This window comes from Arcticibacter pallidicorallinus (genome assembly GCF_003002875.1).
In the GTDB taxonomy this organism is placed as follows: Bacteria; Bacteroidota; Bacteroidia; order Sphingobacteriales; family Sphingobacteriaceae; genus Arcticibacter; species Arcticibacter pallidicorallinus.
The window spans coordinates 83,639-96,763 of sequence record NZ_PVTH01000002.1 but is presented as its reverse complement, the minus strand read 5'-3'; the positions used below and the strand labels follow the sequence as shown (position 1 = coordinate 96,763).

Below are 13,125 nucleotides of genomic sequence, written 5' to 3'. Positions count from 1 at the left end.
CTTGCGCAAAAAAAAGGCTGCTCATAAATGAGCAGCCATAATATTTAATAAAAATCCGTCAGATTAATCATAACCAGGGTTTTGGTACTTAGCCTTGGCGTCGGCATCCCCACTCATCCTATCGAGTTGTCCTTGCGGAATGGGACGTAAATAAAGGTACTTAGGCAGGGAACGCTGAACAACAGTGGGTGCAGCACCAGCAACTGATGAAATACGATAAGACCCAGCATATTCTTCCCATTTTTGGGTACGGGCCAGATCGTGCCAGCGATAGCCCTCGCCAAAATATTCACGTGAACGCTCATCTAAGATGTAGTTTACATCAATTGTGGCAGGCGTTGAAGCTATCATTGCTGCGGAATTATCCTCAACTTTGGCGACATTTTCCGCTACGTCGAATTTCCACTTCCCTGCACGTCCGCGGATTACATTAATCAAATCTCTGGCAGTTTTACCAGCTTGTACGTTGGCTCCCTTTACAGCAGCCTCTGCAGCTACAAAGTAAAACTCAGAGAATTTCAAGATATTGAAAGGACGTGAGCTCGCAATCTTGTCATCATTATAATCACTTGATTTACGGTAACTACCTAGCTTCCAAAGACCCGGATAAATGTTTCTTGAAATCTTATCCAGAGGTACCACATAATCAGCCCTTCCTGGCAAATAACCGGCTTCTGTTCCATCCTTATATGTAGCCTGAGACTCATTGTAATTGATGCCTCCCGGGTCAGTGGTCAGGAACGACATTACTTTCTCATTTTGATTTATAGGCAGGAAATTAGCGCCATATAAAGTCATTTCTGAGGCACGGCTAGCGTTTAGATACCATGTACCCCGGTAAGCCGTGGTGAATGTTCCATTGAATCGTGAATCAGTCGTTTTATCTGCAAACGTCTTAGTAAATACATCGATTGGAGGCGCCATACGCATCCATGGACGGCTATACGACTGACCAGCCTGTACCGTTCTAAACAACGCGTCAGCAGGATTCCATGTACCTGTAGTTCTGCTGGCTTTAAGAGAATGGAAATACCAGGTAACCATCCAGACCGCTTGGTTTTGTGCCTCACCACCGTCCCATCCGGTAATATTACTCTCGCTGTATTGAGCATTTGACTCAGTATGGTCTGCCCAAAGCATGATCTCATTATTACGGTCGTTTTGAGCAAGGTTCACATCATAAAATGTAGGCTGAAGTGCATACGGCCCGGGGTTATTAATACCCTCTACCGCAAGATCGTACGCTTTCTGAAAGTAAAACTGTGGATCACGCCCGTCGGGGTCAGTTCGCGGAGTCTCAGGGTAAGTCGGCACGCTGTTAGGGTTTTGAAGCCACCAGCCGTAAGTAAGATAGGCCTTAGCCAGCGTCAAACGGGCGACATTTTTTGTAACGGCACCGATCAAACGCGGATTGTCAGGAAGGTCATTAATAGCCTGAAGTAAATCAGGAAATATACCTTTTGTATAAACTTCGGGTACGGTGTTTCGAACCGAGCTCAAAGTTGGAGCAGTATTGTACGCCAATTCGCCACCACCCAGATCAAGAGGAACGCCCCCGAATGTCTGAACAAGTAAAAAGTAACTGAAAGAACGGAAGAATCTGGCTTCTGCAATCATTGCAGCGGGCATATTAGCTTCAGTCCCATTGGTAATGATTCCGCTTGAAGAATTGATGTTCGAATAAGCGGTATTCCAGAGCACATCCCAGCGACTGTTTTGAGCATCAGGGATACCTAAGCCTGACAAATCTGCTGCACGGAAGTTCCCATCGGCTTGAGAGCCGTACGTATATTCATCAGTACCCGTTTCTGTAGCATTGTAATAATAGGGCTGTCCATAAAGTCTGCGAAGGCCTGCGTAAAGACCGGTCAACCCTCCTCTTACACCTTCTTCTGTCTTAAAGAAGCCGGGCTCAAACCGATCCCGAGGTGTCTCTTCAAGGATATCTTTACATCCGGTTGAAAATAACAGACCTGCAACTGCTAGTATTTTATATAACGTTTGCATAACTAATAATTTTAAAAAGTGAAATTAATTCCAAGCAAATAGTTCCGGGTAGATGGAACGTTAGTTCCGACTACTGGAAGGCGCTGTACGATTTGAGTAGTCACTGCCTGGTTTTGGTTTCCATATGAGTTGGCTTCCGGATCCATACCTGTTTCTTTGTAATATGGAGAGAACAGAACAAATGGATTTTGAGCTGTGAAATATATTCTTGCCTGACCAATTCCTGCACTTTCCATCCACTTTCCACTAAGGTTATAACCTAAGGAAATTGTTCTGATCTTCAGATAAGACGCGTCGAAATAGCTCATGGTACTCATGTATTTCGGGTTATCTGCAGCAGTGATTCCTCCTGGTCTTGGATATTTGGCGTCAGTGTTTTCCGGTGTCCAATAATCCACATTAACGTTGTTATGACGTCCGTTAAGCAAGTTAAGGTAACTTGTACCGCCATGAAGAGTAGAAATAAGGGTACCACCGTTACGGAACGCTGCTACCATACTCAAATCGAAACCTTTGTAAGATAGACGTGTATTAAAGCCTCCCTGGAATTTAGGGTCGAAATCAATAATCTGCCTGTCAGCTGCACCAATTGCTCTTACCGGAACTCCGTTATCGTCATATTCGCCAGTATACTTCACTTTGATCATTCCCACGTTTCCACCGGGTTCAAGAACCTTCAAGTGCGGATCTTCTGCTTGCCAAAGGCCTTGTCTTTCGTAATCATAGATTACATTTATAGGGTGTCCAACAAACCACCAGTTACCTTCATTCCTGTCTGCGCCTGATGTCAGAGCCAATAGTTTGTTTCGGTTCAGGTAAATATTAAACCCGGCTTCCCATCTAAAACCTTTAGGGTTGTCGATGATAGTCCCGTTAAGTGATAGTTCGAAGCCCTTGTTTTCAGTCTCACCTATATTGCTTGTAAAATTACCTACTCCTGTTGTAGGAGGTAGATCAACTCTCAAAAGAATATCTTTAGTGTGCTGCTTATAATATTCCACGGTACCGCTTAAACGTCCGCCGAATAATCCAAAGTCCAATCCAAAATTCCAGGTATTGGTAAACTCCCAGCCCAATTGTTCATTGGGAAGCTCAGAAATGATATAACCCGTGTCGTAGCTATCCTCTCCGTTATCACCGAAGTTATAAAAGCGGGTAGCAAGTCTGCCAAGCGTTGCATAAGGCGCAACGGCCTGGTTGGAGGTAACACCATAACCGACACGAAGCTTTAACTGGCTGATCTGAGTAAGGTTTTCCATAAAGGACTCCTGCGCAATGTTCCATCCTGCCGATACAGCTGGATAAGTATGCCATTTATGTCCCGGTGCAAGCCTTGAAGAACCGTCTGCACGCAAGGTTGCCGCTAACATGTAACGATTATCAAAGTTGTACATCAGACGTCCCATCCAGGACTGTAAGCCCCATACTGTATGTCCTTGATTATTTGGATTGATAGTGATGTTTCCTTGCGCCTGTCCTAAATTGAAATATTGGAAATGCTCTGCAGTAATATCCGTTACAGAAATATCTGAACGATAGAAAGTATTTTCCTGAGCAGAGTACAAGCCGACAGCGTTAAACTCATGCTTACCAAACTTACGGTCATAAGTAAGTAGGTTTTCAATCGCCCAGTCTGTCATGGTCGAATTATTTATTCCGGCAGATGACAATTCATTGGGGTTGGTAGGGCTTGTCACTCCTCTTCCAGTAAAATTACCTCCAGTAGTCTGACGAATATTAAGGCCTAAATTTACACGCGCCTTTAAACCCTGAACCCATGGAACTTGGACTTCTCCATACATGTTATTATATGAACCCAAACCCTTCGACTCGCTAAGCCAGCTATCCTTTACAGCCTCGATCGATTCCTTGGTCCACACCTTGTAAGGATCCTGAGAAGCGAAAGTAGAACGCTTCAGGTTACCATCGGCATCATAGGGTGAAGCTAGCGGAGAAGCTCCCAGAGCATCCCCTACACCCACCTGGTTACCCTCTGTAACTGTATAACTGTTGTTGGATGTAAGTCCGAAACGAAAATACTTTCCTGCCTCCTGATCCACAGCTGCGCGGAAGGAGTATCGGCTGAAGTCATTGGTCGGAAGTACAGATTCATCACGATAGTAACCAACCCCTACGGAGAAGTTTCCTTTTTCAGAACCTTTTGAAAGGTTCACATCATGACTCATGGTCTTGGCTGTGCGGTAAAGCAAATCTTGCCAGTTTGTATTCGCATTCTCCAGTTCATCCTCGGAAGGAGCGAAAGAACCTATACCAAGTTCCTTTTGCGTTTGGGTAGCATAAGTCCTCAATGCAGCAAACTCCGGTCCGTTCATCATTGGGAATTGGGAGAACACATTTTTAAAGCCGTAGAACGAGTTATACGATACTTTTGCATCTTGTCCCTTTTGTCCTCTGTTTGTAGTCACGAGGATAACACCGTTTGCACCGCGTGAGCCATAAATAGCTGTTGCTGACGCATCCTTAAGGATATCAACGCTCTTAATGCTGTTAGGATCGATATCATTGATAGAACCAGAAAACGGAATTCCATCTAATACCACAAAGGGGGCATCCTGTCCGGAGTTTGGATCCGCATTCAGGGAGCGCGTTCCACGAATTCTGATTTGCATCCCAGCACCAGGCCTGCTGGATGTCTGCGTCATATCTACGCCAGGAAGACGTCCTTGCAGCGCCTGGGTAATGTTAGCTGAAGGCACTTCTCTTACAGCATCTCCCCGTATTGAAGCTACCGAACCCGTTACCGCTTCCGCGCGCTGTGTACCATAACCGATCACCACGACCTCTTCCAGATCCTGGGATGATGGCACCATGGCGATATTCAGATTGGTCTTATTACCCGCAATAGATACTTGCTTTTCCTGGTATCCCATAAATGTCACTACAATAGTAGTTTCATTTGCTGGAACGGAAAGCCTGAAAGCACCGTTTACATCAGTCGATGTTGAGCCAGTTCCTGATCTGGCTTTAACGCTTGCACCAGGTAAAGTTTCACCTTTTTCATCGGTAACCTTACCAGTGACAGTAACATTCTGCGCGAATGTTAATAGAGGCAGAACAAGCAGGAGGAATACTCCGCCCCAGTTCTTAGAAAGTCTAATTCTTTTCATAATGGAATTTCATGGTTGTTTGGGAACTAATTCTTGGTTGTTAGAAATCGATTGCTCAATTCTTTTGAAAGCAGGATAGGTATTTCTTCTTGCATAGTTTATTGGTTAATAAGTAAGCGAATTTATGGTTAAGTTGTTTATGCGAACGTTTGCATTAGATGTTATTGGTCTTTGCTGGTTAAAGTTTATATAGGTAAAATTCTTACGACTGTATTTTTGGTTAGAGCAAACATAATAATAAAACAAATAATTGCAACCGATTGCATCAAATAGTTACAAAAAAAAACAGCTCCTTTATCCTCACACCCCAAAGACTCTCATTCTCTAAATTATGCATACACAAAATCGTCAATTTCTCCAATAACAACTACCCGGGCGTTCTAATATGAAAATTAAATCAATGCTTCTAAGTGCATATCATCCCCCATCATCATAAACCGCTTCATACTTTCCTCATTTCCTATATCTTTGCTACATGAACATTCTTTTACTTGGTTCAGGCGGAAGGGAAAGTGCTTTTGCCTGGAAAATAACTCAGAGTCCCCTCTGCAACGAATTATTCATAGCTCCGGGAAATGCCGGAACTGCTGCATTCGGTCAGAATGTTAATTTGAACCCAACGGACTTCAAAGGGGTACGCCGTTTCGTTCTGGATAATAACATAAACCTGGTTGTAGTCGGCCCCGAAGAGCCCCTCGTAAAAGGAATTCATGATTTTTTCCTCGCGGATGAAGATTTGAAAAGCATTCCGGTAATTGGCCCCCGCCAGGAAGGAGCTAAACTCGAAGGCAGCAAAGAATACTCAAAAGCTTTCATGCGTCGCCACTTCATCCCAACTGCAGCTTCTGCATCCTTCACAATTAATACACTTAATGAAGGCCTTTCATACCTCGAGACACATAAGCTTCCCGTCGTATTAAAAGCAGACGGATTAGCCGCAGGAAAAGGTGTATTGATCTGCCAGACTACCGAAGAAGCGCAGGCAGAGTTAATCGCCATGCTTCAGGATGCCAAATTTGGCGAAGCAAGCAGCAAAGTGGTCATTGAAGAATTTTTAACAGGAATCGAACTGTCTGTTTTCGTTTTAACAGACGGACACTCGTATAAGATTCTGCCCGAAGCGAAAGACTACAAGCGCATCGGAGAAGGAGACACTGGCCTGAACACGGGTGGTATGGGATCTATCTCCCCGGTTCCTTTCGCTGACAAGGCGTTCATGGACAAAGTGGAAAACGATATTATCCGTCCGACGATCAACGGACTAAAGATCGATCAGATCCCATATAAAGGCTTTATTTTTATCGGATTAATGAATACAGATGGCGAACCATACGTGATTGAATATAACGTACGCATGGGTGATCCGGAAACGGAAAGCGTTATCCCAAGAATTGAAAGCGATTTTCTTGATTTGCTGCTCGGGGTCGCGAACGAAAATCTTGCGGAGAAGGAACTGAAGATTTCAGATAAGACTGCGGCAACAGTTATGCTGGTTTCCGGCGGTTATCCCGGAGAATACATGAAAGGCAAGACGATCTCCGGAATCGAGAACCTGAGGGATTCACTCCCATTTCATGCCGGCACTGTACTTGAAGATAGTCTGGTAAAAACCTCCGGCGGACGTGTTCTGGCTATCACATCACTACAAGACAACTTGTTTGATGCAGTACAGCAGGCCGTCGCAGACGCAGGCAGGATTTATTTTGATGGCCGTTACTTCCGTGCAGATATCGGATTCGACCTGATCTGATAAGCCAAAACCCTTAAAAAGAGGGAGGGGACTAATATCTAAATTAGCCCCCTCCCTCTTTTTTTATATCCCCCTTACAAAATTTCAGCAAGCTTTTGTTCAAGAGCAGCACCACGAAGATTCACAGCAACGATCTTTCCGCTTGGATCAATTAGATAATTCTGAGGAATCGAACGAATATTATACATTCTGGCAACCTCATTATTCCAGAATTTCAGATCTGAAACCTGTGTCCAGGTTAAGCCGTCATCCTTTACCGCCTTTAACCACGCATCACGCTGATTCTGGCGATCCAATGAGACGCCCAGTACCGTAAAGTTCTTGTCCTTAAATTTGTTATATGCCTGCACTACGTTGGGGTTTTCATCCCTGCAGGGACCACACCACGAAGCCCAAAAATCAAGCAATACATATTTACCTTTAAAATCAGACAGCTTCACTGGTTTTCCGTTGGGGTCATTCTGAGTAAAATCCATTGCCATAGCACCTACAGATGTCTTCTTCGACGCCTCCATACCCATTAACAAAGGCTGTAAAGCAGAGGCCTTTTGCAGAGCAGGGCTGAGCGACTTAACCAATGGATCGATTTCGCCAAACTGCGGATCACGACCGGCGATAGACAAAATAGAATTCACGCTCACGTAACTTTCCGGATTCTCTTTGACGAATTGTGTCAGTATCTCCTTTTGCCTCACCTGCAACTTCTCCAGCCTCCCCTGCAAACCGCCAACAAATTCCTGTGAACCCTTCTGCTCTGCTGATGCGGCCTGGTACTCCGCGTCAAGCGCCCTGAACTGGGCAGACAAATCCTTGAGCCTCCCATTCAGGATTTTATTTTCGGTATTCGCCTTACTTCCTTTGATCGAGGCAGTAGATAAAGAGTCTTTGCCCTCAATAGCATATTCTCCCTTATCAACATAGATCATAAGCACATCAGGCTGTGAGGTTGATTTTAAAGAATCCAGCCCCACACCTTTTGGATCCATAATCATAACACCCGAACTTGGTTCAGAGATAGCTCCCTGAAAGCTAAAATTACCATTACTAACTACAGCTGAGTCCGTTACGGAAGCCGCGCCGTTCTGATATATCAGGTACACTTTAGCTGGTGAGTTGAACGAACCCACTTTGCCCCTAATTTTATATGGCGTATCCTGAGCAAATAGCATGAGCGGCGATAATGCCAATACCGTAAATAGTGATTTCTTCATTATAAATAAATATACATGGAAACGCATGATTCCCCTAATTAGTGTTTCGCCGAAGATCGAAACTTTTTATAAGTCCGCCAATTGGAACGGCACACATCACAAATAAAAACGCAGCATCCTCACAAAAAAGACCGGGAGTAACCCGGCCTTTCATTAATAATCAATTCAGATTATTACTAGCACCTGCGCTAGCTGAACTCTCTTTCTTCTCGTCACTCTTCTGAATCTTTGCCGCACCGTCAGGCTTGTAGATGGCTCCCGTAGCAAAATCAACAACAGCACCAGGCCAGAAAAGAAGAATATCCGCAATTAATGCAACTGCCCTTATCGGTCGTGAAGCTTCTCCCGGCAAAGGCTTCGTTCTCTGTGCCTGAGTGACAGGCCCGCCAAAAATAGTTGCGCATGAACTGAATGTGCAGCATAACAATACTGCAACTAGAGATTTAGATAAAAATTTCTTCACTTGATTAAAATTTAGGTAAGCGCGAATGTAACAAATTCGCACATTTGCCTGGAAAAAGTGAAAATTTATTTTTTCCTCTCCGTTCTCAGCTTTTACAACAGTTTAAAGCCAACCGTCTGTCTGATATCAGTCGAAGAAGCTCCGATTAAAGCCTTAAAATCTCCCGCTTCCGCTACCCAGTCATGTTTAGCTGCATCGAAAAAGCTCAGAGCTGTCTTATCAATCGTAAACTTTACCGTCTTCGTCTCACCCGCTTTTAGGCTGACTTTCTGAAAATCTTTCAATTCTTTAACCGGCCGCGGAACAGATGACTTCACGTCATGGATGTATAACTGCACCACTTCCTGTCCATCCCGCTTTCCTGTATTCCTTACATCAACTGAGAACGTGATATTCCCATCCGCCGCCATGTCCTTTTTATCAGCAGTCACTTTGCCATATTCGAAGCTGGTATAACTTAAACCATGACCGAAACTGAACAGCGGTTTAACGTTTTGCTTATCTGCCCAACGGTACCCTACGAAAATTCCTTCGTGGTAAGTCTGCTCGCCGTTTCCTGGGTAATCACCTAGCTTGTGAGCTCCGTTATCATCGAGTTTGACAGGAAACGTAAAGGGCAGCTTGCCAGAGGGATTCACATCACCCACCAGCACAGAGGCCAGAGCGCTTCCGGCTTCTGTTCCCAGGTACCAGCCCTGAACAATTGATGGAACTTCCTTAACCCAGGGCATCGCCACCGCATTACCCGATATCATCACTACGGCCAGATTCTTGTTCACTTTCGCCAGCTCAGTGATCAATTTATCCTGGCTATAGGGTAGGCCCAAAGACTTGCGATCGTTGCCTTCGCTGTCCTGTCCATTGTTTTTATTCAGGCCACCTACGAATACAACAAAGTCTGCAGTTTTTGCTAATTCCAGAGCTTCCTTACTCAGCTCCTCGGCTGAGCGTGTTTCTTCCACATCGCCGGTTTTCAATCCATCTTGTGACTTCGGCTTCTCGCCAACATATCCTCTGGCGAAAACAACTTCAGCATCTTTTCCGACACGACTCTTTATACCGTCTAATGGGGAAATCTCATACTTTGCCTTCAACGAAGAACTACCCCCACCTACGGTCATCACCTTAATAGCGTTCTCTCCTATCACGGCAATCTTCTTTGCTTTTGACAAGTTAATGGGTAAAGTATTATTGTTGTTTTTTAACAGTACTATCCCATCCTGTGCAATCTTACGTCCGGCAAGAGCATGTTCTTCCGTACCGAAAGATCCAAATGGGCGTTTTGTATTCATGTTCGTACGGAACACCAGCCGAAGAATGTTGCGTACTTTCTTATCCACTTCTTCTACCTTAACCTCTCCCGACCTTATCAACTTAAGAAAAGGATCAGCGAGATAGTAGTTATCGTAAGCATTGGATGCACCTTTTGAAAGACCATCGGTCCAGGAACCGAATTCCATATCTAAGCCATGATAGATGGCTTGCTTGGTATCGTTTATACCACCCCAGTCAGATACCACAACGCCATCGAACTTCCATTCGCCGCGAAGAATATCGTTTAGCAGAAACTGATTCTGACCTGCCCATTGGCCTTTATACTTATTGTACGCACCCATAATTGCCCATGCCCCTCCTTCCTGAACAGCCGCTTTAAAGGCCGGAAGGTAGATTTCATAAAGCGTGCGATCATCAATATTAACGTTTACCGTGTGCCGGTCAATTTCCTGATTATTCAATGCGTAGTGCTTCACACAGGCCGCTACACCACTTGATTGAACTCCCTGAATATAAGGAACAACCATTTTGGAAGCAAGGAATGGATCCTCCCCCATATATTCGAAATTTCGCCCGTTAAGGGGTGTACGATAGATATTCACACCCGGACCTAACAACACATTCTTATTTCGGTAACGGGCTTCCTCCCCGATTACTTTCCCGTAAAGAGCCGACATGTCTTTATTCCAGGTAGCGGCGAGACAAGTTAAAGCAGGGAACGCAATACATGAATCATTCGTCCATCCTGCCTGATCCCACTCATCCCAAAAAACTTCCGCGCGAATTCCATGAGGTCCGTCTGTCATCCAGTTTTCCGGGATGCCCAGACGAGGAACTCCTGCAGAGCTAAACTTTGACTGTGCATGAACCATGGCTACTTTTTCCTCCAGCGTCATGCGCGACAAAGCATCTTCGATCCGCTGCTCCATAGGTTTGGCTTCATTCAGATAAACGGGTAAGCTCTCCTGCGCCGCAACGTTTACGAGCAGGCCGACTATTAATAATACGGTAGAAAACAGTTTAATTGGTTTGAACATGATTTATCTAATTACTTAATGTATTTTATCCATTCTAATAGAAGACTGCAGGCTGGTGCCAAAACAGTTCCGTGATCGAATCCTGAGAGCTCATAGATCGTTACTTTCTGATTTCCGGCATCCTTTAAAAGTGAAAGCAGATATAGGTTCTCTTCATATCTGGAAGTTAGTTCAAGCGCTCTGTCGCCAGTGATCAATAACATCGGAGGAATATTTGTGCGTACCAACGTCAGCGGGGCATATCGGTCTGTGACCGGGACCTTCATATTCAGTCCTCTCTCCTTCCGAATTGTATAGTGGGTTGCCGTTTGACCACTTATCGGTATAAGTCCCTTAATCTTGTCTGCATCGATACCGTGCTTGTTAAGGTAAGATTTATCCATTCCTATCATTAGCGCGAGATACGCCCCTGCAGAATGACCGGCAACATAGATTTGAGATGGATCTCCGCCAAACTGCTCTATGTGCTTGAAAACCCAGGCAAGCGCTTCAGCCGCGTCTTCTGTATAGGCTGGATTTTTTGCTTTTGGACTGAGGCGGTAATTTACACCCACTACCGCGATTCCCTTATTCTGCAATTGTATGGGAATTTCCTTTTGAGAAAACTCTAACCCACCGCCGTGAAACCACACTACAGTTGGAAATTTCTTTTTGTTCAACGGGTAATAAATATCCAGATTACATCGCTCTTTTCTATAAGCATCCGTTTCCTCATTTCCGATGTAAAACACATCTTTCTTTGTAGAATAGCGAGTCTCGTCAGAAGTTTGACCGGTCACATGAGCTACCAGTAGCAGCAATAGAAGAATAATTCGAAATTGCTTCACAATCGTTTAGTTTAACTGTTATCAAATATTATTGTGAGCCGGTCTTGTCAAACCAGCTCACAATATCTGATAAACACAATATTCTATTTCTTTGTTACAGTCAGCACCGCTTTGTCATTACCTGCACTCAGATCAACAGTAAAAACATAGGTAGCTCCTACTTCTAAAGCTTTACCTGAAACAATGCCCAGATTCCCTGAATCCCTTCCATTGGCACCATCTCCGATAAAGATCAGGTCGCTCTTTGTGGATATATTAGCGTGCTTATATTCACCACCCCAGCCTTTTTGATGGAAAAATTTAAAGTTGATATTATCAGCCTTAAACGTGGTTCCCGCAACGCCTGTAACCTGATATTTTTTATTACCAATCGGAGCCATACACAGTGCATTATCTGTGTTCCAGCCTACCTGATTCGTGGCAATGCCCGGCTTACCGATACCCTCACCGATAATCCAAATTGCACCTGTCCCATCAGGTTGTAAGGTTGCCAGACCTGATCCGTTCATCGCTTCCACGATAAAGTGTTTAAGGGTGAAGTTTGCCGTAATACGGTATTTTCCTCCAACAGGCAGAAATGTAAGCTTACCGTTAGCATCTTTACTGAAATAGTCCGGATCAACGAACCAGTTGCTGAGGTCTTCGATACCATCTATAGTAACTTCCTGTGCCTGGCTTAATGCCAGATCAACCTTAAACCTGTTATCGTCAATCCTGTCCATTACCGTACCGTTCACAGCATAAGCGATAATAAAAGGAGAAGCTTGGTAGCTGAACGTATTGAATGTGATGGAATACGTTCCTGATGAGGAATTGGAGAAAGGGATTTCCGTCGTGGAACCGATAGCGACAGCATTATCTTCCCAGCCAAAAGTCATTTCATTTCCTGAAGTTCCGACCTTAGGAGCTTTGATATAACCCTTAACGGAGAATGGAAAAACCCTGGTAGCTGCATATTCATGCAGGCCCACGCGATCCATACGGTGTTCGCCACTTGCGGTTACCAAAGTCAGGAAAGGAAAATCAGGTCTGGTCAAGGATATCTCAAGTTCTTTCTCGGAGATAGTGAGGCTGGTATTTTGAAGCACCAGTTTCAACGTCGCTGTGCCGTCGGGGATATTCGCGTAGAATGGGACAAAAACCTTGCCTGTATACTCGCCATTGGTTTTGGTCCGGATCACTGTCTCCGACACCATCTCATCGCTGTAGAATAACTGTGCTTTTAAAGTCGAAAGCGGGATCTCCTCGTCAGAAACCTCAACGCGAAATTGCAAGCTGTCTCCAAACTGGGCTGCCGTAAATTCAGATTTAGGCGTAATAACAGGATTGCCCAGTGCTACTGCTTCATTTTTTTTGCAGGAATTGAAAAGCATCATCCCCAATGCAATAAGCAGGATACCTATATATGTCTTCATAATACTATTCTT

8 protein-coding genes are annotated in these 13,125 nt (G+C 44.5%); 1 reads left to right on the top strand and 7 read right to left on the bottom strand.

From position 1 onward, the window contains the following. Window positions 1-63: 63 nt before the first annotated feature. Complete coding sequence (locus B0I27_RS03225; protein WP_106291391.1) at window positions 64-2,007, bottom strand: RagB/SusD family nutrient uptake outer membrane protein; 1,944 nt, start codon at window positions 2,005-2,007, stop codon at window positions 64-66. Window positions 2,008-2,018: 11 nt separating this feature from the next. After that, window positions 2,019-5,135: a SusC/RagA family TonB-linked outer membrane protein gene (locus tag B0I27_RS03220; RefSeq protein WP_106291389.1), complete on the bottom strand. Its 3,117-nt coding sequence runs from the start codon at window positions 5,133-5,135 to the stop codon at window positions 2,019-2,021. A gap of 475 nt (window positions 5,136-5,610) precedes the next feature. Here B0I27_RS03220 and purD point away from each other — a divergent pair, with 475 nt between their 5' ends. Next, on the top strand, window positions 5,611-6,885 hold the full coding sequence (purD, locus tag B0I27_RS03215; RefSeq protein ID WP_106291387.1) for a phosphoribosylamine--glycine ligase: 1,275 nt from the start codon (window positions 5,611-5,613) through the stop codon (window positions 6,883-6,885). Window positions 6,886-6,959: 74 nt separating this feature from the next. On the opposite strand, the gene B0I27_RS03210 is transcribed toward purD, so the two are convergent. The 5 genes from B0I27_RS03210 to B0I27_RS03190 all read right to left on the bottom strand — a co-directional run bounded on the left by B0I27_RS03210 (window position 6,960) and on the right by B0I27_RS03190 (window position 13,113). Beyond that, the gene (locus B0I27_RS03210) at window positions 6,960-8,096 is read right to left on the bottom strand and encodes a TlpA disulfide reductase family protein (protein ID WP_106291385.1); all 1,137 of its coding nucleotides are present in this window, start codon (window positions 8,094-8,096) and stop codon (window positions 6,960-6,962) included. 160 nt (window positions 8,097-8,256) lie between these two features. Further along, a complete protein-coding gene (locus B0I27_RS03205) occupies window positions 8,257-8,559 on the bottom strand; it encodes a hypothetical protein (RefSeq protein WP_181276663.1) in 303 nt (100 codons plus the stop codon). A 92-nt stretch (window positions 8,560-8,651) separates the two neighbouring features. Continuing rightward, entirely contained in the window at window positions 8,652-10,871 is a 2,220-nt protein-coding gene (locus tag B0I27_RS03200; protein ID WP_106291383.1) for a glycoside hydrolase family 3 C-terminal domain-containing protein, read from the bottom strand. An 11-nt stretch (window positions 10,872-10,882) separates the two neighbouring features. Continuing rightward, window positions 10,883-11,698 (bottom strand): alpha/beta hydrolase, encoded by an 816-nt coding sequence (locus tag B0I27_RS03195; RefSeq protein ID WP_219904981.1) that lies wholly within the window; start codon window positions 11,696-11,698, stop codon window positions 10,883-10,885. A gap of 83 nt (window positions 11,699-11,781) precedes the next feature. Next, complete coding sequence (locus B0I27_RS03190) at window positions 11,782-13,113, bottom strand: DUF5125 domain-containing protein (protein WP_106291381.1); 1,332 nt, start codon at window positions 13,111-13,113, stop codon at window positions 11,782-11,784. Window positions 13,114-13,125 lie beyond the last annotated feature (12 nt).